Origin of the sequence: Streptomyces sp. WAC05374, assembly GCF_004353505.1 — a bacterium.
Classification (GTDB): domain Bacteria; phylum Actinomycetota; class Actinomycetes; order Streptomycetales; family Streptomycetaceae; genus Streptomyces.
Genome location: NZ_SMNQ01000003.1, coordinates 1 through 21,836, shown reverse-complemented (window position 1 = coordinate 21,836; position 21,836 = coordinate 1). Strand labels below are relative to the sequence as shown.

General features: G+C 73.0%; 17 protein-coding genes and 1 rRNA gene. 13 read left to right on the top strand and 5 right to left on the bottom strand.

The annotated features are described in order from the left end of the window. Positions 1-20 precede the first annotated feature (20 nt). The 3 genes from E2B92_RS07730 to E2B92_RS07720 are packed head-to-tail and all read right to left on the bottom strand — an operon-like array spanning position 21 to position 2,792. Positions 21-1,322, bottom strand: coding sequence for a coenzyme F420-0:L-glutamate ligase (locus E2B92_RS07730; RefSeq protein ID WP_126887970.1), 1,302 nt, complete (start codon positions 1,320-1,322; stop codon positions 21-23). After that, the gene (cofD, locus tag E2B92_RS07725; RefSeq protein ID WP_126887971.1) at positions 1,319-2,275 is read right to left on the bottom strand and encodes a 2-phospho-L-lactate transferase; all 957 of its coding nucleotides are present in this window, start codon (positions 2,273-2,275) and stop codon (positions 1,319-1,321) included. Before cofD ends, E2B92_RS07730 begins: the two co-directional genes overlap by 4 nt. A 13-nt stretch (positions 2,276-2,288) precedes the next feature. Next, the gene (locus E2B92_RS07720; protein ID WP_126887972.1) at positions 2,289-2,792 is read right to left on the bottom strand and encodes a cysteine dioxygenase; all 504 of its coding nucleotides are present in this window, start codon (positions 2,790-2,792) and stop codon (positions 2,289-2,291) included. Between the two features lie 670 nt (positions 2,793-3,462). On the opposite strand from E2B92_RS07720, the gene E2B92_RS07715 reads away from it, so the two are divergent. The 3 genes from E2B92_RS07715 (at position 3,463) to E2B92_RS07705 (ending at position 9,425) form a co-directional block, all read left to right on the top strand. After that, positions 3,463-3,726 carry a WhiB family transcriptional regulator gene (locus tag E2B92_RS07715; RefSeq protein WP_023588371.1) on the top strand — a complete coding sequence of 88 codons (264 nt, stop codon included), beginning with the start codon at positions 3,463-3,465 and terminating at the stop codon, positions 3,724-3,726. Between the two features lie 525 nt (positions 3,727-4,251). Then, positions 4,252-7,881, top strand: a complete 3,630-nt coding sequence (locus E2B92_RS07710) for a glycosyltransferase family 2 protein (protein ID WP_126888973.1) — start codon at positions 4,252-4,254, stop codon at positions 7,879-7,881. Beyond that, on the top strand, positions 7,878-9,425 hold the full coding sequence (locus tag E2B92_RS07705) for a DUF5719 family protein (RefSeq protein WP_126888972.1): 1,548 nt from the start codon (positions 7,878-7,880) through the stop codon (positions 9,423-9,425). The genes E2B92_RS07710 and E2B92_RS07705 overlap by 4 nt, the downstream gene beginning before the upstream one ends. A 134-nt stretch (positions 9,426-9,559) precedes the next feature. On the opposite strand, the gene E2B92_RS07700 is transcribed toward E2B92_RS07705, so the two are convergent. Further along, positions 9,560-9,988, bottom strand: coding sequence for a metallopeptidase family protein (locus E2B92_RS07700; protein WP_126888971.1), 429 nt, complete (start codon positions 9,986-9,988; stop codon positions 9,560-9,562). Between the two features lie 273 nt (positions 9,989-10,261). On the opposite strand from E2B92_RS07700, the gene E2B92_RS07695 reads away from it, so the two are divergent. The 8 genes from E2B92_RS07695 to E2B92_RS07660 all read left to right on the top strand — a co-directional run bounded on the left by E2B92_RS07695 (position 10,262) and on the right by E2B92_RS07660 (position 18,739). Continuing rightward, a complete protein-coding gene (locus E2B92_RS07695) occupies positions 10,262-10,690 on the top strand; it encodes a DUF3499 domain-containing protein (protein WP_126888970.1) in 429 nt (142 codons plus the stop codon). 90 nt (positions 10,691-10,780) lie between these two features. Continuing rightward, positions 10,781-12,148, top strand: coding sequence for a phosphomannomutase/phosphoglucomutase (locus E2B92_RS07690; RefSeq protein ID WP_126888974.1), 1,368 nt, complete (start codon positions 10,781-10,783; stop codon positions 12,146-12,148). 303 nt (positions 12,149-12,451) lie between these two features. Further along, on the top strand, positions 12,452-12,634 hold the full coding sequence (locus E2B92_RS07685) for a Trm112 family protein (RefSeq protein ID WP_126889480.1): 183 nt from the start codon (positions 12,452-12,454) through the stop codon (positions 12,632-12,634). Positions 12,635-12,717: 83 nt separating this feature from the next. Beyond that, positions 12,718-13,878 (top strand): SIS domain-containing protein, encoded by a 1,161-nt coding sequence (locus E2B92_RS07680; protein WP_126889479.1) that lies wholly within the window; start codon positions 12,718-12,720, stop codon positions 13,876-13,878. Between the two features lie 56 nt (positions 13,879-13,934). Beyond that, positions 13,935-15,101: a mannose-6-phosphate isomerase, class I gene (gene manA, locus E2B92_RS07675; protein WP_126889478.1), complete on the top strand. Its 1,167-nt coding sequence runs from the start codon at positions 13,935-13,937 to the stop codon at positions 15,099-15,101. Between the two features lie 96 nt (positions 15,102-15,197). After that, positions 15,198-16,130 carry a cation diffusion facilitator family transporter gene (locus E2B92_RS07670; protein ID WP_126889477.1) on the top strand — a complete coding sequence of 311 codons (933 nt, stop codon included), beginning with the start codon at positions 15,198-15,200 and terminating at the stop codon, positions 16,128-16,130. 394 nt (positions 16,131-16,524) lie between these two features. Then, positions 16,525-17,982: an adenosylhomocysteinase gene (ahcY, locus tag E2B92_RS07665; protein WP_133087436.1), complete on the top strand. Its 1,458-nt coding sequence runs from the start codon at positions 16,525-16,527 to the stop codon at positions 17,980-17,982. A gap of 142 nt (positions 17,983-18,124) precedes the next feature. Beyond that, positions 18,125-18,739, top strand: a complete 615-nt coding sequence (locus E2B92_RS07660; RefSeq protein ID WP_133087435.1) for a hypothetical protein — start codon at positions 18,125-18,127, stop codon at positions 18,737-18,739. A gap of 12 nt (positions 18,740-18,751) precedes the next feature. On the opposite strand, the gene E2B92_RS07655 is transcribed toward E2B92_RS07660, so the two are convergent. Next, a complete protein-coding gene (locus E2B92_RS07655; RefSeq protein ID WP_200836919.1) occupies positions 18,752-19,825 on the bottom strand; it encodes an RDD family protein in 1,074 nt (357 codons plus the stop codon). 117 nt (positions 19,826-19,942) lie between these two features. Between E2B92_RS07655 and E2B92_RS07650 the strand changes: the two genes are divergently transcribed. Next, positions 19,943-20,950, top strand: coding sequence for a stage II sporulation protein M (locus tag E2B92_RS07650; protein WP_126889558.1), 1,008 nt, complete (start codon positions 19,943-19,945; stop codon positions 20,948-20,950). A gap of 557 nt (positions 20,951-21,507) precedes the next feature. Further along, positions 21,508-21,836 (top strand): 16S ribosomal RNA (locus E2B92_RS07640); the annotation flags it as partial.

Genomic DNA, 21,836 nt, shown 5'->3' with positions numbered 1-21,836 from the left:
ATCCAGGGTGCCCCGGCGGCTCACCGCACCTCGACGAACGTCTCCACGTCCCGTGGCGCCCGCGGCCCCGGTACGCCGGCCGGGCGCCCGACCGCCACCGCGCCCATCGGGTCCCAGTCGCCCGGCAGCCCCAGCACCTCCCGCACGACGTCCCGGCAGAACATCGTGGACGACACCCACGCCGACCCCAGCCGCTCACCGGCCAGCGCCACGAGGAAGTTCTGTACGCCCGCCCCGGCCGCGGCCACGAACATCTCGCGCTCCGCCCCGTCCCGCCGCGCGTCCCCGTAGTGGTGCGCGCCGTCCGCCACCAGGCACGGCACCACCAGGTAGGGCGCACGCCGCAGGACGTCCCCGCGGCGCACCCGCCGCGCGACGGCATCCTCGCCGAGACCGTCCGCGCGCAGGTCGGCGACCCACGCGTCCCGCATGGCGTCCAGCAGCCGCACCCGCGACTCCTCCGACTCCAGCAGCACGAACCGCCACGGTGTGGTGTGGTGCGGCGCGGGCGCCGTCAGGGCGGCGGCCACCGCCCTGCGGACCGCGCCCGGGTCCACGGGGTCGTCCGTGAACTCCCGTACCGTCCGCCGCAGCGTGACCGCCTCGCGCACCGCCTCGGACGTGCCGAGCCGGAACATGTCGTCCGCCGCGTCCCGCACGAGCGCATGGGCACCCTCGCCCGCGTCCGGCACCACCAGGTGCGCCAGGCCCCGCACCACCGCGACCGGCAGCCCCGCCGCCTTGCCCTTCACCAGGTCCCCGGCGGCGGCCAGCTCGTCCGCTCCGGCGACGACCGTGGCGACGAGCGGATTGCCGTACACGTCCGTGCCGCCGCGCAGGTCGTCCAGCACCCGGACGCCCGCCGCGCCGATCGCCACATCGGTGACCCCGCTGCGCCACGGCCGCCCGAAGGTGTCCGTGACGATGACACCGACGTCCACGCCGAGCACGTCCCGCAGCCCCTCGCGGAGGGCGCGCGCCGACGCGTCGGGGTCCTCCGGCAGCAACAGCACCGTCCCCGCCGGGGTGTTCGACGCGTCGACCCCGGCCGCGGCCATCACCAGGCCCTGCCGGTTCTGCACGATGCGCAGGGTGCCGCGCCGGGCCACCACCCGGACCGTCTCGGCGTCGATCGCGGCCTCGCGGTCGTCCGCCGCGACGACCCGCCCCTCCGCCTTGCTGACGATCTTCGACGTGACGAGCAGCACGTCACCGTCGGCGAGCCCGGGTTCCGTGGCCGCGATCAGCTTGGCGAGATCGTCCCCGGGCCGCACCTCGGGCAGCCCGGGCAGCGCCCACACCCGGTAGGAGGGAGCCGTCACGCGCGTACCTCCTCGGCGAGGGCGAGCGCCTCGTGCGCCATGGCCGCCGTGGCGTCGACGTCCGTCATCATCAGCGGCACCGCCCGGCACCGGATGCCGGCCGCCTCCACCTCGCCGACCGTGCCGGCGTCGGCCGTATCGACGAGCCAGCCGTCGAGCAGCCCGGAGCCGTAGTGCCGCGCGACCGCCGAGGCCGTGGACTCGACGCCCACGGCCGCCAGCACCTTGTCGGCCATGCCGCGCACCGGCGCGCCGCCGACGATGGGGGACAGGCCGACGACCGGGACGCCCGCCTCGGCGATCGCCTCGCGGATGCCGGGCACGGCGAGGATGGTGCCGATGCTCACCACCGGGTTGGACGGCGGGAAGAGCACGACGTCGGCCTCGCCGATGGCCTCCAGCACGCCGGGCGCGGGGCCGGCCTGCTCGGCGCCGACCGGCACCACGGCGTGCGCGTCCACGGAGGCGCGCAGCCTGACCCAGTACTCCTGGAAGTGGACGGCCTTGCGCTCGCCCCCGACCTCGATGGCGACGTGCGTCTCGACCCGGTCGTCGGACATCGGCAGCAGCCGCACGCCCGGTTTCCACCGGGCGCACAGTGCCTCGGTGACGGCGCTCAGCGGGTAGCCGGCGGCCATCATCTGCGTACGGACGATGTGGGTGGCGAAGTCGCGGTCGCCGAGCCCGAACCAGTCGGGCCCCACGCCGTACGCGGCCAGCTCGTCCTTGACCCGGAAGGTCTCGTCGGCGCGCCCCCAGCCCTGCTCCTCGTCGATGCCTCCGCCCAGGGTGTACATCACCGTGTCGAGGTCGGGGCAGACCTTCAGCCCGAACAGATGGATGTCGTCACCGGTGTTGCCGATGACCGTGATGTCCGCGTCCGGCGCGGCCTGCTTGAGGCCGCGCAGGAAACGGGCACCGCCGATGCCTCCGGCCAGAACCACAATGCGCATGCGCAGCAGTGTGTCAGGCGGTCACGGCATCCCGGGCCCGAGGGGCGGAGCAGGCCGTGCCGTGCATCGGCATCTCGGTCAGCCCCGGGTAGTAGACGTGCAGGCTGACGGCGGGTTCGAGCGAGTCGTTCACCACGTCGTGCGCGTACCCCGGCGCGAAGACGCGCTGCGCGCCGGCGTTGAGCAGCCGCGCGCCCTTGTCCGTACGTTCCGTCAGTTCCCCTTCGAGAACGGTCAGTACGCCGGAGGAGTCGCCGTGACCATGCATACCCGTGCCCTGACCGGGCACCCAGGACAGGAGCCACACCTCGTAACCGGGACCGGTGCGCAGCCGGTGGTACCAGCGAGTGGTGGCGTCGTAGTCGACGAGGTGCGCCCACTGCGCCCGGTCGGCGGCGATGGAACGGGCGAGACCGGCGAACTCGGCCACGGTGGACGGGTGGGCCTTGGCGGGCTGGAGGAGGTGCTGGACGGCGAGGATGTCGCCGGCGATCTGGAGGTCGCTGTCGCTGTTCATGGGCTGCGGGGGTTCCTGGGGAGAAACGGGTCCGGAACGTCCGGAAACCGGAGGCGGGAAACAGACGCGGGGGAGGAGAGCTGGAGCGCTACGGCATCAACAGCAGGAACAACGACAGCGACAGCGACAGAGCGGCTGAAGAGCCGGGGCAGCGCTGCGGGACCCACGGTCGTGGGTCGCGAGGAGCGCTGTGGTCGCTGGCATGCCATCAAAGGTGACCGGCTCGATTACGTCTGTCAACCCAATGACCGATTTGGCGGCAATGTTTCACCTCATCCGGTTACTCCGTCCGGAGAAAGGTTTGTGCTGAGGGGGGCCCGGACACATGGCGCAGCAACCACCCGCGCAAACGTCGTCGCGCTCTCGTGACCTGACTGTGATCCGGGTCGCTTCGCCGGCTCGACCGCAACAAGATCGAAGCGGCGGACGTCCTCCCTGGGAGAGGTGGTGAAAGGGAGGGTGCGGGCTGGGTGACGGCATGTGTCTCATTTTTGCTGATTTGAACACTTTCCGCATAGCCTTGGTTCCGCAGAGTGAATACCGGGCCCAATAGCAGATCCCGGCTTGACTGGCCCGGAGCACCACACTTGTAATTTCACTCGTGTCGTTCGGCCGAAAAATTCGACAAACGGCCACATCACGGGGACGCAAAGACCGACGAGGGGCGCACATGACCGAGTTGTTCCAGGAACTGCTGGTCGAGGACGCGGATGAGGAACTCGGCTGGCAGGAGCGCGCGTTGTGCGCCCAGACGGATCCGGAGTCGTTCTTCCCCGAGAAGGGCGGATCCACACGCGAGGCCAAGAAGGTCTGCCTCGCCTGCGAAGTCCGTTCGGAATGCCTTGAGTACGCGCTCGCGAATGACGAAAGATTCGGAATCTGGGGCGGCCTGTCGGAGCGCGAGCGCCGCCGCCTGAAGAAAGCCGCGGTCTGACCGACCACCGGCCGGGGCGCCACACAGGCCGGCCGCCCGGCGCGACACCGGCACGGGCGCGCTGATTCCCAGCCGCCGCATCCGTATGCCGCACCCGCCATCCGGCGCGGGCGGGGCCGTGCAGGGTCGTCCCCGCAGAGGTTGGCGGCGAGGGGTGGGCTCCCGACGGCGTTACCCGAGGCCGCCGGCCTCGAGGAGTCGAGCCCGGAGGGGCCACGCCCCCACCCGCTCCCCAGGCGCCGCCCGGGGCGGGCCGCGCGCGGGCCCCCGGCCCGCCGGACCGCCACCGAGCCCCCGGCAGCCCCGCCTGCCCCGCCTGCGCGCAAGCCACCGCGCCGGTCATCCACGCACGCCGACCGGCCAAAGCGTGCACACGTGTACGTAAAGAACGGCAAGAACGAGCCGCCGGCCGTGCTCTGTCCACAGGCGGCCGACCGCCGTCCTGCCAGCCATTAGTGTGGGCCTCCGTCCGAGACGCTCCCACGCCCCCCGCGGGCGACCCCCGGCCGGAGGGCCCGTAACCCGATGTCCGCCACCGCGCAGCAGCCCGAATTCCCGCGGCACGTCGTCACCGCCGTGCTCGTCTCCCACGACGGCGCCCGGTGGCTGCCGGACGTCCTCGCCGGGCTGCTCGGCCAGGAACGCCCCGTACAGAACGTCGTCGCCGCCGACACCGGCAGCGCCGACGACTCCGCGCGGCTGGTCACCGAGGCCATCGGCGACGACCGGGTGCTGCACCTCGCGCGGCGCACGGGCTTCGGCGCCGCCGTCGAGGAGGCCGCGCGCACGGCGCCCGTGCTCGGCCCCGAGGAGCTGCCGTACCTGAAGCGGCCCAGCGGCTGGGATCCCGTCAGCCGGACGTGGAACGACGACGCCTACGACATGCCGGACCTGCCGCACGGCGAGCCCGTCCAGTGGCTCTGGCTGCTCCACGACGACGCCGCGCCCGAGCCCGACGCCCTCGCCGAGCTGCTCCGCGTCGCGGACAGTGACGCGTACGCGGCGATCGTCGGGCCCAAGCTGCGCGGCTGGTACGACCGCAAGCAGCTCCTCGAAGTGGGCGTGTCCATCGCCAACAGTGGCCGCCGCTGGACCGGCCTGGACCGGCGCGAGCAGGACCAGGGCCAGCACGACCAGGTCCGCCCCGTACTCGCCGTCTCCAGCGCCGGCATGCTCGTTCGCCGGGACGTCTTCGAGGAGCTCGGCGGCTTCGACCGGCGTCTGCCCCTGATGCGTGACGACGTCGACCTGTGCTGGCGCGCGCACGCCGCCGGCCACCGCGTCCTCGTCGCCCCCGACGCCGTCCTCCGCCACGCGGAGGCGTCCGCCCGCGAGCGGCGCACCGTCGACTGCGCGGGCCGCTCCGTCGCCAGCCCGCACCGCGTCGACAAGGCGGGAGCCGTCTACACGCTGCTGGCCAACGCGCGCGGCGCCGCCTTCCCCTGGGTCCTCCTCCGCCTCGTCGTCGGCACCCTCCTGCGCACCCTGGCCTACCTCGTCGGCAAGGCGCCCGGCCAGGCCGTCGACGAAGTCATGGGTCTGTTCGGCACGTTGCTGCGGCCCGAGCGGATCATCGCGGCCCGCCGGAAGCGGAGCCACAGGGCCGTCGAGGCGTCCGAGCTGCGCCCGCTGTTCCCGCCGCCCGGCGCCACCGTCCGCGCCACCGTCGAACAGGTCATGTCCAACGTCGGCGGCACGGACGCCGATTCGGGCGGCTCGCGCCACGGCGCGGTGGAGTCGGGCCCCGGCGGGGACGACGCCGACTACCTCGAGATCGAGCAGTTCGCCCGGCTCAAGAAGATCGCCCGCAAGCCGGGCCCGGTCCTCTTCGCGCTGCTGCTGCTCGTGTCGGTGGTGGCCTGCCGCGGCCTGTTCGGTGGCGGTTCCCTCGCGGGCGGCGCGCTGCTGCCCGTCCCCGACGGGGTCGGGGACCTGTGGGCCCGGTACGCGGACGCCTGGCACCCGCTGGGCACCGGCGGCACCCAGACCGCCCCTCCGTACCTGGCGATCCTCGCCGCCCTGTCCGCCGTGTTCCTCGGCTCCACCGGCCTCGCGCTCACCGTGCTGCTGGTCTGCTCGGTGCCGCTGGCCGGCTTCACCGCGTACTTCGCCTCCCGTCCCCTGGTCGAGTCGCGGCTGCTGCGCGCCTGGGGAGCCGTCGCGTACGCCTTCCTGCCCGCCGCCACCGGGGCGCTGGCGACCGGGCGGCTGGGCACGGCCGTCCTGGCCGTCCTGCTGCCGCTGATCGCCCGGGCCGCCGTCGCGGCGCACGGGCTGCGCGGTGAGGGACGCGGAAGCTGGCGCGCCACCTGGGCGTACGCCTTCCTGCTCACCTTCACCATGGCGTTCACCCCGGTCGTCTGGCCGCTCGCGGTCGTCCTCGGCCTCGCGGTGCTGGTGCTGCGGCGCGGGGACGCCGTCGCGTACGGGCTGCGCTTCCTGGCGGTCGCCGGCACCCCGCTGCTGCTGCTCGCACCCTGGTCGCTGACCCTGCTGAGCGACCCGTCCGCCTTCCTGAGGGAGGCCGGTACGGAGTACACCGCGGGCTCGGCGTCGCCCCTCGACCTGCTCGGCGTCTCCCCGGGCGGCCCCCGGACCGTCGGCGGGCTGGTGCTGATCGGCCTGGTCCTCGCGGCGCTGGCGGCCCTGCTGCGCGCGGAGCGGCAGTTCGCCGTCCGCACGGCCTGGGTGGCCGCAGTCGTCGCCCTCGTGTTCGCGGTGCTGACCAACGGCTCCGGCTGGGCCGGCCCCGCCACCCTCGTGTACGGCATCGCGCTGCTGGCCGCCGGCATGCTCGGCGCGGAGGGCGGCCGTACGCGCGTCGCCTCCCAGAGCTTCGGCTGGCGCCAGCCGGTGGCCGTGCTGATCGCGCTGGCCGCCGCCGCCGGACCGGTCGTCTCCGCGGCGGGCTGGATGCTCGGCGGCGCGGCCGGCCCCCTCGAGCGGCGCGACCCGGTGCAGGTGCCCGCGTTCGTCGCCGAGGAGAGCGACACCCGGGACCAGCCGCGCACCCTGGTGCTGGGCGGCACCTCCACGGCCGAGGTGCCCTACACCCTGCTGCGCGGCTCGGGCGCCCGCCTCGGGGACGCCGAACTGGCCGCGGCGGGCGGCGGCGACGCCCGCCTCGACAAGGTCGTGGCCAACCTGGTCGCGGGCTCCGGCGCGGACCAGACGGACCAGCTCAGCGGCTTCGCGATCCGGTACGTCCTGGTACGGGACGGCGCGCCGCGCCAGATGGGCCGCGTCCTGGACGCCACGCCGGGGCTCACCCGGCTCAGCCAGCTCGACGGCAGCGCCCTGTGGCGGGTGGACCGGCAGGTCGCGCGGGCCACCATCGTCCCGGGCGGCGACGGCAAGGGCGAGCGGCTGGCGGTCGCCGCCGGCCCGGTCGAGGCGCACACCGACATCCCCTCGGGCGCCTCCGGCCGCGTGCTGCGCATCGCGGACCGGGCGGACGACGGCTGGCGGGCCACCATCGACGGGCGGCCGCTGGAGAAGACGGTCGTGGACGGCTGGGCGCAGGGCTTCGAGCTGCCCGCCGAGGGCGGGCGCCTGGACCTGACGTACGAGGACTCCTTCGGGCACACCGCCTGGGTCTGGACGCAGGCATTCCTGGCCGTCGTCCTCCTCGTCCTGGCCCTGCCGGGGCGGCGCCGCGACGTGGACGACGACCTGCCGGAGGAGGAGCCCGCCGTGACCGCCGAGGACCTGGCGGGCGACGGCCGCCGGGCACGCCGGCTGCGGGCGGCGGCCGCGGACGCCGCCGGGGCGGCGGAAGCCGGTCAGGGCGCCGACACTGCACCGGAGGCGGCCCCCGCCTCCGTACCCGTACCGGACGCCGACCCGTACGCGCACCCCGAGGTGCCGCGCCAGCCCGCCTACGGCGAGTGGGACGGCGGCCACACGTACGCCGGTCACCCGGCCGGGCAGCAGCAGTACCAGGCCGATCCGTACCAGCAGTACCCGCAGTCCTACGAGCAGTACCAGCAGCCCCCGACGGGATACGAACAGACCGGCTACGAGCAGGGCCCCTACGACGCGCAGGGGCAGTACCAGCAGCAGTACCAGCAGTACCCGCAGGGGCAGTACGAGCAGCAGCAGTACGGCTACGAGTACGACAACGAGCAGCGTCCCGACGGGAGCAGCAACCAGTGAACCGGACCACCCTCTCCCTCGCCGCCGCCGTCACCGCCCTCGCCGCGGTCACCGGTCTCGCCGCCCTGACCTCCCCGGACGGCGGCGCCGGTACGCCGACGGCCGCCCCGGCCCCGGTCCGGCTCCCGGTCGAGCGCTCCAGCCTGCTGTGCCCCGCGCCGAGCAACTCCGAGGTCGCCGAGACGGTGTACACGTCGTTCACCCCGGCCGGGAAGGCGTCCGGCACCGGCGCGGCCTCCGCGGGCCGGGCGGAGCTGAAGCCGTCCACCGCCACGGCGGACGAGACGACCGCGACCCCCAGGAAGGCCGGCACCACCAAGAAGGCCCCGGCCGCCGACAAGCCCGCCCTCAGCCTCACCCAGCCCGGCAGGCCGGCCACCGCCGAGGCGGACGGCGGCGACGCCCCGGCCCTGATCGGCTCGGCCTCCGGACGGCTCGCCCCCGGCTGGACCACCCAGCAGACGACGAAGGTCCCGGCGGGCGGCGGGCACGGCCTGCTGGGCGTGAGCTGCACGGCGCCCGACACCGACTTCTGGTTCCCCGGTGCCTCGACCGCCAAGCAGCGCGCGGACTACGTCCATCTGACCAACCCCGACGACACGGCCACCGTCGTCGACATCGAGCTGCACGGGCCCGAGGGCACGCTGAAGTCCCAGCTCACCGAGGGCATCACGGTCCCGGCCCGGTCCAGCGTGCCGGTCCTGCTGTCCACCCTGACCACCGACCCGGCCGCCGATGACGTCACGGTCCACGTCACCACCCGCAGCGGCCGGGTGGGCGCGGTGGTGCGCTCCGCCGACGAGACGCTCGGCAGCGACTGGCTCCCCGCCTCCGTCGACCCGGCCGGCACGCTGGTCCTGCCCGGCATCCCGGCGGACGCCACGTCCGTACGGCTGGTGGCGTACGCGCCCGGCGAGGACGACGCCGACCTGAAGATCCAGCTCGCGAGCCCGACCGGCACGATCACCCCGGCCGCGGCCGAGGGCCTGCACGTGAAGTCGGGGATGACCGCGGCCGTCGACCTCAAGGACGTCACGCGCGGCGAGGCCGCGTCACTGCTGCTGTCCCCGGCCCAGAAGGGCCGCGCCACACCGGTGGTCGCCGCGCTGCGGGTCGTCCGCGGCAAGGGCGACGACCAGGAGGTGGCGTTCATCCCGGCGACCGGGCCGGTGGGGGAGCGGGCGACCGCCGCGGACAACCGGGCCGAGGGCACCACCCTGTCGCTGACCGCGCCGGGCGCGACCGCGGAGGTCAGGGTCACCGCGTCGGCGGGCACCGGGGGAGGGACGCCGGCGACCAAGACGTACACGGTCAGGAGCGGCACGACCCTGGCGGTCACGCCGCCGGTGCCGGCCGGGCTGAAGGGCTCGTACGCGCTGACGGTCGAGACGCTCTCGGGCGGCCCGGTGCACGCGGCGCGCACGCTGGCCGAGCCGGACGACGGCATCCCGATGTTCACGGTGCAGACCCTCGGCGACGACCGCGGCACGGTGGAGGTCCCGGCGGCCCGGCAGGACCTGTCGGTGCTGACGGACGGGTCGTGACGGGCCGGCCGTGACGGCTCCCTGACAGCCGGACAGGTCCTGTCGGCCGGGTACTCGCGGACGGGTCCCGACGGCCGGGCCGGTCCCGCCCCACCGAACGGGCCGGGCCGGCCCCGCCCCTGCCGGTGGGGCGGTCAGTCCTGCCCGTACCGGGGGTCGACCGACTCCGGCGACAGCCCGAGCAGCTCCGCCACCTGCTCGACCACGACCTCGTGGACCAGCAGGGCACGCTCGTCGCGGTTCTTGGCGCGCAGCTCGACCGGCCGCCGGTAGACGATGACCCGCGCGGGCCGGTCGCGGCCGGCCGGGACCGAGACGCCGAGCGGCACGGACTCCTCGGGCGCCACCGGGACCTCGAGCACGAGGAAGTCGACGTCGGCGAGCTGCGGCCAGCGCCGCTCGAGGCGCTCCACCGAGTCCTGCACCAGATCGCGGAAGGTGTCCGCGCGGGTGGCGGAGAGCGGTACCTGGGGCGGGGCCACGGGCCCGCGCATGCCGCGGCCGTGCCGGTCGCGGCGGCGCGGCCGGGGCTCGGCCGGTCGGGGCGGTACGGAACTGTCCATCACTGAGGCAGGGTAGCTCTCCCCGGCGTACGGCGATCGTGTCGCGCGCCATGCCAAGGGCGTGTCGTTGATTGAGCATTTCAGCCACGAATGGGCTCGATCCAGTACTGAGAATGAACCGGTCGGATCGCCTTGAATGACCGGATTCGTTCGGGGTGGCGTTCGGTCCGTCGGCCGCCGGCATCCCCGGATCGGACCTTCCCCGCAGGTCAGTCGAGCCTCCCCCGGAGCCCCTGTGCGGGAGGTCACACCGCGACACGGGCGAGTGACCTGGTGGAGAGTCGTCGCGGCCCGCTCAAGAGTGCGGTACCGTCCAACGTCGTGAGCCCTGTACGTCGCTGTTCGCGCACCGCGTGCGGCCGCCCTGCCGTCGCGACACTGACGTACGTCTATGCCGACTCGACTGCGGTCCTCGGCCCGCTCGCCACCTACGCCGAGCCCCACTGTTACGACCTGTGCGCCGAGCACAGCGAGCGCCTGACCGCGCCGCGCGGCTGGGAGGTCGTGCGGCTCTCCGACGGCTCCGCGCCCAGCCGCCCCAGCGGCGACGACCTCGAGGCGCTCGCCAACGCCGTACGGGAAGCGGCCCGCCCCCAGGAGCGCGCCGCGCAGGCCGGCGGCAAGCCCGGCGGCCGTGGCGGCGACCCGGTGGAGGTCGGGCGCCGCGGGCACCTGCGGGTGCTGCGCTCTCCCGACTCCTGAGCCCCCGCCCCCTACCGGGTAGTTTGTGTCCTCCACCCTCGGGTGGACCACACAGGGCTTGCAGGAGGGTGCGGGGAAGTGACAGCTCATCTGTCTCGTGATCTGTCGGGGATCGTCAAGGCGTACGACGTCCGCGGAGTGGTGCCGGATCAGTGGGACGAGCCGCTGGCGGAGCTCTTCGGCGCGGCGTTCGTCGAGGTCACGCGCGCCGAGGCGATCGTGGTCGGCCACGACATGCGCCCCTCGTCGCCCGGCCTGTCCGGTGCGTTCGCCCGGGGCGCGGCCCGGCGCGGCGCGGACGTCACGCTGATCGGCCTGTGCTCCACGGACCAGTTGTACTTCGCGTCGGGGCGCTTCGGGCTGCCGGGCGCGATGTTCACGGCGTCGCACAACCCGGCCCAGTACAACGGCATCAAGATGTGCCGCGCGGGCGCCGCGCCCGTCGGGCAGGACACCGGCCTCGCGGACATCCGCGCGCTCGTCGAGAAGTGGCTGGAGACCGGCGCGCCCGAGGCCGCCGCCGCTCCCGGCGTACTGACCGAGCGGGACACCCTCGGCGACTACGCCGCCCATCTGAAGACCCTGGTGGACCTCGCCGCCATCCGGCCGCTGAAGGTCGTCGTGGACGCCGGCAACGGCATGGGCGGCCACACGGTCCCCACCGTCTTCGCGGGCCTGCCGCTGGACCTGGTGCCCCTGTACTTCGAGCTGGACGGCACGTTCCCCAACCACGAGGCCAACCCCCTGGACCCGGCCAACCTGGTGGACCTCCAGAAGCGGGTGCGGGAGGAGGGCGCCGACCTGGGCCTGGCCTTCGACGGCGACGCCGACCGCTGCTTCGTGGTGGACGAGAAGGGGGACCCGGTGTCCCCGTCGGCGGTCACCGCGCTGGTCGCGGCGCGCGAGCTCGCCAGGAACGGCGGCACGGGGACGATCATCCACAACCTGATCACGTCGTGGTCCGTCCCCGAGGTCGTCCGCGAGCACGGCGGGACGCCGGTGCGCACCCGGGTCGGCCACTCCTTCATCAAGGAGGAGATGGCCCGTACCGGTGCCATCTTCGGCGGCGAGCACTCCGCGCACTACTACTTCCGCGACTTCTGGAACGCCGACACCGGCATGCTGGCCGCCCTCCACGTCCTCGCGGCCCTGGGCGGGCAGACCGGACCGCTGTCCGAGCTGGTCGCCTCGTACGACCGCTACTCCGGGTCGGGCGAGATCAACTCCACGGTCGCCGACCAGCCCGGCCGTACGGCGGCGGTACGCGAGGCGTTCGCCTCCCGCGACGGCGTCACGACCGACGACCTGGACGGCCTGACGGTCACGGGCGCCGACTGGTGGTTCAACCTCCGCCCCTCCAACACGGAACCGCTGCTGCGCCTGAACGTCGAGGCCCGCGACGAACCGACGATGGCCGCCCTGCGCGACGAGGTCCTCGCCCTCGTCCGCACCGCCTGACACGCACCCACCCGGCCACCCGGCCGGCCGCCCCGGACGTGCCCCCCCCGCCCGCCCGGTGCCGGCCGGCCCCCGGCCTCCGACCCACGCCCCGGCCCCGGCGCCCCCGGCCCCGGTGCCCCACGGCCCGCCAAGGCCACGCGCCGCGCCCCGCACCCCACCGCCCGGGGCGCGGGACCCGACCCCCGCCAACCCCACATCCCCCGCCCCCCGGCGGTAGGCTGACGTGGCCCGATGCGTACCACCCAGCGGCGCGCCACCGGCCACCGGACCCACCACCCACACCCCGAAGGGACCGACCCCATGCCGCTCGAAGCCGGCCTCCTGGAGATCCTCGCCTGCCCGGCCTGCCACGCCCCGCTCAACGACCGCACGGCGGCCGAGACCCCGGAGCTGATCTGCACCGGCGAGGACTGCGGCCTGGCCTACCCCGTACGGGACGGCATCCCGGTCCTCCTCGTGGACGAGGCCCGCCGCCCCGCCTGACGGCGCACCCGCGAGGGCGCCGCACACCCCGGCGCCGCGCCGCACCGCACACCACCCAGCACGGCGATCGGAGGCCCCACCTCATGCTCGACGAGACGCTGCTCGACGACCCGGACGCCCTGGCCCGAGTCGACCGCCGCGGTCTCCTGCGCGGGGCCGCCGAAGCCGGCGCCCGCGTACGCACGGCCGCCCGCCACGCCGCCGAAGCGGGCGTCACCGAGCTGAACCCCGAAGGCCGCCCCCGCGCCATCCTCATCGCCGGCCCCGGCACCGCCGCCGCCGGCGTCGCCGACCTGGTGGCCGTACTGGCCGGGGCGTCCGCGCCCGTCGCGCGCCTGCACTCCACCGGCGTGGCGGCCGCCCCGGGCGCGCTGCGCTGGACGCTCCCCGGCTGGACCGGCTCGGTGGACCTGCTCCTGATCACCACCACGGACGGCAGCGAACCCGGCCTCTCCCTCCTCGCCGAGCAGGCGTACCGCCGAGGCGTCACCGTCGTCGCCGTCGCCCCCCAGCGCTCCCCGCTCGCCGAGGCCGTCGGCGACACGCACGGCCTCGTCGTCCCGATGGCGACCGCGCCCCACGAGCTGACCGACGAGGAGTCACAGGCCGCGAGCCCCGCCGCGCTGTGGGCCCTGTTCACCCCGCTCCTCTCGCTGCTCGACCGCGTCGGTCTCGTCACCGCCCCGGCCGACGCCCTCCAGAAGGTCGCCGACCGCCTCGACCGCACGGCCGAACGCTGCGGCCCGGCCGTCGCCACGTACGGCAACCCGGCCAAGACCCTCGCCGCCGAACTCGCCGACACCCTCCCGCTCATCTGGACCGAGGGCGTCACCACGGCCCCCATCGGCCGCCGGTTCGCCACCGTGCTGGCGGAGCTGGCCGGCCGCCCGGCCTTCGCGGCGGAACTCCCCGAGGCCCTCGAGGCCCACCGGACCCTCCTGGCGGGCGACTTCGCGGCCGGCGCCGATCCCGACGACTTCTTCCGGGACCGCGTCGAGGAGGCACAGGCCCTCCACGCGCGGGTCGTCCTGCTGCGTGACCGCCCGGTCGGCGGCCTCACCGCCGCACCGGCCGCCCGCGAACTCGCGCTCAGCCACGACACCACCATCAGCGAGCTGGAACCCGAGAACGGCGCGGCCGACGACGGCGCCACGGCCGACCTGGAAGCGCTCGCGGAACTGCTGGCGGTGACGGACTTCGCGGCCGTCTACCTGGCGCTGGCGTCCCGCCGCAACGCCGGCTGACCACAAGGACACCGCCCACCCCCGGCCGCCACCCACGACGCAAGGAAAGACGCCGCATGGACCGCCTCTCCAACACCGTCCGCCCGTACGCCTGGGGCTCCACGACGGCCATCCCGGAACTGCTCGGCGTCGCCCCCACCGGCGAGCCGCAGGCCGAGATGTGGATGGGCGCCCACCCCGGCGCCCCCTCCCGTGTCACCCGCGCCGGACAGCCGGAGCAACCGCTCTCCGCCCTCATCGAGGCCGACCCCGCACGCGAACTCGGGCCCGCCGCCGTCGCCAGGTTCGGCCCCCGCCTGCCCTTCCTCCTCAAGATCCTCGCGGCCGCCGCCCCCCTCTCCCTCCAGGTCCACCCGGACCTGACCCAGGCCAGGGAAGGACACGCCGCCGAGGAGCGCGCGGGCATCCCCATCGACGCGCCCCACCGCAACTACAAGGACGCCAACCACAAGCCCGAGCTGATCTGCGCCCTCACCACCTTCGAAGGCTTCTGCGGCTTCCGCGCCCCCGACAGGACCGCCGACCTCCTCGCCGCGCTCGACGTCGACTCCCTCAAGCCGTACGTCGACCTCCTCCACGCCCATCCCGAGGACGCCGCGCTCCGCGAGGTCCTGACGGCCGTCCTGTCCGCCGACCCCGCCGACATGGCGGCCACCGTCACCGAGACCGCCGCCGCCTGTGACCGGCTCGGCGGCGCCCACGCCCCGTACGCCGTCCTCGCGCACCACTTCCCCGGCGACCCGGGCGTCCTCGCCGCCATGCTGCTCAACCACGTGCGCCTGCAGCCCGGCGAGGCGCTCTACCTCGGCGCCGGCGTCCCGCACGCGTACCTCGGCGGCCTCGGCGTGGAGATCATGGCGAACTCCGACAACGTCCTGCGCTGCGGACTGACCCCCAAGCACGTCGACGTCCCCGAACTCCTCCGCGTCGTCCGCTTCGAGGCCAACGACCCCGGCATCCTGCGCCCCGAAGCCTCACCCTCCGGTGAAGAGGTGTACGAAACCCCCGTCGACGAGTTCCGCCTCTCGCGGTACGTACGGGCCGAAGGCGCCGGCCCCGTCGACATCACCGCCGCCACCCCCCAGATCGTCCTCGCCACCTCCGGGACCCCCCGGGTGAACGACCTGACCCTGACGCCCGGCCAGTCCGTCTTCGTCCCCGCGGGCGAAAAAGCCGAACTGTCCGGTACCGGCACCCTCTTCCGGGCCACAGTGGTGGCCTGACGCACCGCCCGCCCCGGCTGCTGCAACAATGTGCCGCCGTACGAACCACCCCCCAGTACCCAGCAGCCGGCAGCATCAGGAAGGACACCCGCACGCATGAGCGCGTCAGGCGGAACCAAGGCGATCGTGGCGGCGCTCGCCGCGAACCTCGCTATCGCGGTGGCCAAATTCGTGGCGTTCCTCTTCAGTGGTTCGTCCTCGATGCTCGCCGAGAGCGTGCACTCGCTCGCCGACTCCGGAAACCAGGGCCTGCTGCTCCTCGGCGGCAAGAAGGCCCAGCGCGAGGCCACGCCCCAGCACCCCTTCGGTTACGGCCGCGAGCGGTACATCTATGCCTTCCTCGTCTCGATCGTCCTCTTCTCCGTCGGTGGCATGTTCGCCATCTACGAGGGCTACGAGAAGATCAAGCACCCGCACGAGATCGAGGCCTGGTACTGGCCCGTCGGCGTCCTCGTCTTCGCGATCATCGCCGAGACCTTCTCCTTCCGGACGGCCATCAAGGAGTCCAACGAGGTCCGCGGCAAGCTGTCCTGGAAGGAGTTCGTACGCCGTGCCAAGGCGCCCGAGCTCCCGGTCGTCCTCCTCGAGGACCTCGGGGCCCTCGTCGGCCTGATCCTCGCGCTCGTCGGCGTCAGCCTGGCGCTGGCCACGGGCAACGGCGTCTGGGACGGCATCGGCACCCTCTGCATCGGCGTCCTGCTCATCGCGATCGCGATCATCCTGGCCGCCGAGACCAAGTCGCTCCTGCTCGGTGAGGCCGCGGGCACCGACGAGGTCAAGAAGATCGAAGCGGCGCTCGTCGACAACGACACCGTCACCGGCATCATCCACATGCGCACGCTCCACCTCGGCCCCGAGGAGCTGCTGGTCGCCGCGAAGATCGCCGTCCGGCACGAGGACACCGCCACCGACATCGCCACCGCGATCGACGCCGCCGAGGCCCGCATCCGCACCGCCGTGCCGATCGCCCGGGTGATCTACCTGGAGCCCGACATCTTCCGGGACACCAAGCCCACCCCCGCCTCCTGACGGCACCAGGCCCCCGCCCCCGGCACCACCGGGCGGGGGCCTTCCCCATGCCCGCCCCCGGTCCCCGACCCCTGGGCCACCGCCCCGCCCGGCACCGCTCCCGACCGCCCGCCGCCCCGGGGCCCGCGCCCCGCCGGCCACCCGGCCCCGCGCCACCGCGCGCCACGTCGGCCGGAACCCGGCCCGGGCGGACTGTGGGTCGCCGGAGCGATCGGTGTAGATTCGTGACAGAGCCAGACGTCGCTGCTGATGGCGGTCGGGCGGTCCGCGACGGACCGGCCGAGGGAGAGAGGGCCTCCGACGACTGCACTGCGAGTACCGGGCATCCTTGTGTCCGGCCACCTCGCAGAGCCAGCCGTACCCACCCTCGACCCAACACGAGGAGCAGCTCGAAATGACGACTGTCGCCAACCGACAGGACTTCAAGGTCGCCGATCTCTCCCTGGCCGAGTTCGGCCGCAAGGAGATCACCCTCGCCGAGCACGAGATGCCGGGCCTGATGGCGATCCGCAAGGAGTACGCCGAGACCCAGCCGCTGGCGGGCGCCCGTATCACCGGCTCCCTGCACATGACGGTGCAGACGGCCGTCCTGATCGAGACGCTGGTCGCCCTCGGCGCCCAGGTCCGGTGGGCGTCCTGCAACATCTTCTCCACCCAGGACCATGCCGCCGCCGCCATCGCGGTCGGCCCGAACGGCACCCCGGACAACCCCCAGGGCGTCCCCGTCTTCGCCTGGAAGGGCGAGACGCTGGAGGAGTACTGGTGGTGCACCGAGCAGGCCCTGACCTGGCCGAACACGCCCACCGGCGGCCCGAACATGATTCTCGACGACGGTGGTGACGCCACCCTCCTCGTCCACAAGGGCGTCGAGTTCGAGAAGGCCGGCGAGGCCCCGGACCCCTCCACCGCGGACAGCGAGGAGTACGGCCACATCCTCCGCCTCCTCAACCGCACCCTGACCGAGAACCCGCAGAAGTGGACCCTTCTCGCCTCCGAGATCCGTGGCGTCACGGAGGAGACCACCACCGGTGTCCACCGCCTCTACGAGATGCACCGTGACGGCACGCTGCTGTTCCCGGCCATCAACGTCAACGACGCCGTCACCAAGTCGAAGTTCGACAACAAGTACGGCTGCCGCCACTCGCTGGTCGACGGCATCAACCGTGCCACCGACGTCCTCATCGGCGGCAAGGTCGCCGTGGTCTGCGGCTACGGCGACGTCGGCAAGGGCTGTGCCGAGTCGCTGCGCGGCCAGGGCGCCCGGGTGATCGTCACCGAGATCGACCCGATCTGCGCGCTCCAGGCGGCGATGGACGGCTACCAGGTCACCACCCTCGACGAGGTCGTCGGCCAGGCAGACATCTTCATCACCACCACCGGCAACAAGGACATCATCATGGCCTCGGACATGGCCAGGATGAAGCACCAGGCGATCGTGGGCAACATCGGCCACTTCGACAACGAGATCGACATGGCCGGCCTGGCGAAGATCCCCGGCATCGTCAAGGACGAGGTCAAGCCGCAGGTCCACACCTGGACCTTCCCCGACGGCAAGAAGATCATCGTGCTGTCGGAGGGCCGCCTGCTCAACCTGGGCAACGCCACTGGCCACCCCTCGTTCGTGATGTCCAACAGCTTCGCGGACCAGACCCTGGCCCAGATCGAGCTGTTCACCAAGCCCGAGGAGTACCCGACCGACGTCTACGTGCTGCCCAAGCACCTCGACGAGAAGGTCGCCCGCCTCCACCTGGACGCGCTCGGCGTGAAGCTGACGACCCTCCGCCCCGAGCAGGCCGACTACATCGGCGTGCAGGTCGAGGGCCCCTACAAGCCCGACCACTACCGCTACTGACGGCGCCCGTGCACTGACGCACGTCCGCAGCAGCCGGTGACCGGCAGCAGGTACCAGGCAGGCCCCCGCACCCCCGTGCCGGGGGCCTGCCCCGTACCTACCGGGCGTACCCCTACCGCCGATCCCGAGGACCCGAGGACCCATGCCCCGCGGCCGCTATTCGCTCCATGATCCGCACGATCACACCCCCCTCGGTGAAGAGCACTTCAACTGCGCACCCGGCCCCTCCGGCTGGCGCTACGTCTCCCAGATCACCACCCCCTCCGGCGATCACGCCGGCTCCGTCGACCTCACCCTCGACGACCTCGGCCGCCCCATCCGCCTCGAACTGCACGCCGCGAGCTGGCAGGTCCGCGGCGCCGCCCTCGACGGCGTCACCTGGGTCCGCACGGACCCCACCGGATCACATGCCACGGAAGGCAATGTGCGCGCCCACGCCTTCACCGGCACCTCCCCGGCGTTCCTCGTCGCCACGTCCCGCCTGCTGCGCCTCACCCCCGGTTCTCCCCCCACCCGTGTCCGCCTCGTCGCCTTCACGGACCCGGTCCTCGCACCGCTCACCGTCGACCAGTCGTGGGCCCTGATCAGAAGTGAAGCGCACGCCACTGACAACGGCCCCCTGACCGTGGACGAATACCAGGTCAACGCCCTCGACACGGGCGAACAGCACACGGTCCACATCGCCGGCGACGTGGTCCTCGCGGCCCCCGGCATCGAGCTCGAGGACCTCCAGACCCCGCCGTCCGTCTTCCCCTGACCCCTCCCCGCCCTACGCGGGCGGAGCGAACCCCGTCGCGGGCGGCGCGACCCCGCCGTCACCTGCCGCCCCCGACGGCCCGGCCGCACCCCCCGAGCCCCGACCGGCACCGACGGACGCACCAGCGCCATCCGCCCCAGCCGACCCACCGGCATCAGCCTCCGGCAGCGGAGCACCCACCGCGGGTGCACCCACCGCACCAGCCCCCACCGCGGGTGCACCCACCGCGGGAGCGCTCACCCCCGCAGCCCCCACCGCTGAAACACCCACCGCGGGTGCACCCACCGCGGGAGCGCTCACCCCCGCAGCCCCCACCACCCGCGCCGCCCCATCACCCCCCGGCGCGAACGCGCGCCGCGCATCCCGCGCCTGCCGCTCGCTCACCACGGCCGCCAGGTACGCCGCCGCGGGCACCCCCGGCGGCGGAGGCGTACCGGTCCGGGCCACCAGCTCGTCGGCCAGCCGCTCCGCCAGCGCCCGCCCCACCTCACCGTCCAGTTGCCCCATCCGCGTCAGGTACTGGCGTATCGCCGACCACAGACCGTCCGGCACCGCCGAGAGGTCCAACTGCGCGAAGCGCCCCACCAGCCACGGCGGCGGAGGCGGCACGGCCGTCGCCCGAGCCGCCGGAACCCGCTCCCGCACGACCAGCGTCCCCGCGAACACGTCACCGATCCGCCGCCCCCGGGCCGACACCAGCGAAGCGATGCACGCCACGACACCGAAGGTCAGCAGGATCTCCACGACCCCCATCGCCCCGCGCACCAGCGCGTGCCGGAAGCGGATCGGCCCGCCGTCGTCCCGCACCACCCGCAGCCCGCACGCCAGCTTCCCGAGCGAACGCCCATGACTGAGCGTCTCCACCGCTATGGGCCCACCGACCAGCACGAGCAGGAACGACGCGACCGACACCGCCATGACGGCCGCCTCGTCCAGCGAGGCGGTGGCCACCGCCAGACCGATGGATATGAGCAGGTACGCGGCCCAGACCACGACGAGGTCGATGACAAGGGCCAGCGCCCGGCTCGGCAGCCTCGCGGGCTGCAGGCCGAGTACGACCGCGTCCCCCGTCACAACCCCGCTCACGGAGCCCACCCTTCCTCGGCCTTCCCGAACCCTCCGAACGCCAGTCTGCCAAGCTGACCACCAGCGCGCCGCAGTAGTACGAACCGTACGCACCAGTGCCTGGAGCAGCAGCCGATCATGGACCTCGACGTCTACGTCACCGCCCACCGCGCCGAGTGGGACCGTCTGGACCACCTCCTGCGCCGCGGCAAGCACCTCACCGGAGCCGAGGCCGACGAACTGGTCGCCCTCTACCAGCGCACGGCCACCCACCTCTCGCTGATCCAGTCGAGTGCCCTCGACCCCATGCTCACGGCACGGCTCACCCAGTTGGTGGCCCGCGCCCGCGCCACGGTCACCGGCACCCGCCGCGCCTCCTGGCGCGACGCCGCACGCTTCCTCACGGCCGGGTTTCCCGCGGCCGTCTACCGCTCACGCCACTGGTGGATTCCGACGGCCGTCCTCTCGACACTCCTCGCCGCGCTCATCGGCTGGTGGATCGGCACCCACCCCGAGGTCCAGGCATCCATCGCGGCACCCGAGGATCTCCGCCGCATGACCCGCCCCGGCGGGGAGTACGAGACCTACTACTCCAGCCACCCGGCAGCCTCCTTCGCCGCCCAGGTCTGGACGAACAACGCCCAGGCCGCCGCCATGTGCCTCGTCCTCGGCGCCTTCCTCTGCGTCCCGGTCCTGTGGGTCCTCTTCCTGAACATGCTGAACCTGGGCGTCGGCATCGGCCTGATGTCCTCCGCGGGCCGCCTCGACACCTTCCTCGGCCTCGTCCTCCCTCACGGCCTGCTGGAACTGACCGCCGTCTTCGTCGCCGCCGGCACCGGTCTCCGGCTCGGCTGGACCCTCATCGACCCCGGTCCCCTCTCCCGCCGCACGGCCCTGGCCCAGCAGGGCCGCGCCGCCCTCGGCATGGCCATCGGCCTCGCGCTGGTCCTCTTCGTCTCCGGCGTGATCGAAGGCTTCGTGACCCCTTCCGGCCTCCCGACCTGGGCCCGCATCGCCATCGGCATCGCCGCCGAGCTGGCCTTTCTCGCGTACGTGTACGTCCTCGGCGGCCGCGCGGCCCGGGCCGGCGAAACCGGGGACGTCGAGGCCCCCGACCGCAGCGCCGAGCTCCCCACGGCCGCCTGATGTGCGTGGGGCCCTCCTGAGCTGCTAGTCTCCTCTTCGCCCACAAAACCCGTTGACACGGGTGGCGTGGGGAGGTAGCTTTGAACGGTTGCCTCGGACTGGACAAGTTCGAGAGCGATCAACTAGAGTCTCTCTCGCTCCGGTCGGAATTGATTTCCACGGAGCCAATCCGATTCTCATCCGAATCACAAACGCCGATTAGGTCGGCCGAAATGATTCTGATAAAGTCGGACCGGCCGAAAGGCAAAGGCCCTCCAACGGCCACCGGAAACTGAATCCGAACCGGAAACGGAACGGAAAAAGAATCTGGTAAGGTTGGAAACAACGAAGGGAAGCGCCCGGAGGAAAGCCCGAGAGGGTGAGTACGAAGGAAGCGTCCGTTCCTTGAGAACTCAACAGCGTGCCAAAAATCAACGCCAGATTAGTTGATACCCCGTCTCCATCACGGAGATGAGGTTCCTTTGTAGAAAACACAGCGAGGACGCTGTGAACCGAGGGGACTATTCCTCCCCTCCGGTTCCGCTCAACGCGAGTGTCAACCCGATCACGGGTAAACATTCACGGAGAGTTTGATCCTGGCTCAGGACGAACGCTGGCGGCGTGCTTAACACATGCAAGTCGAACGATGAACCCACTTCGGTGGGGGATTAGTGGCGAACGGGTGAGTAACACGTGGGCAATCTGCCCTTCACTCTGGGACAAGCCCTGGAAACGGGGTCTAATACCGGATACGACCACTGAGGGCATCCTCGGTGGTGGAAAGCTCCGGCGGTGAAGGATGAGCCCGCGGCCTATCAGCTTGTTGGTGGGGTAATGGCCTACCAAGGCGACGACGGGTAGCCGGCCTGAGAGGGCGACCGGCCACACTGGGACTGAGACACGGCCC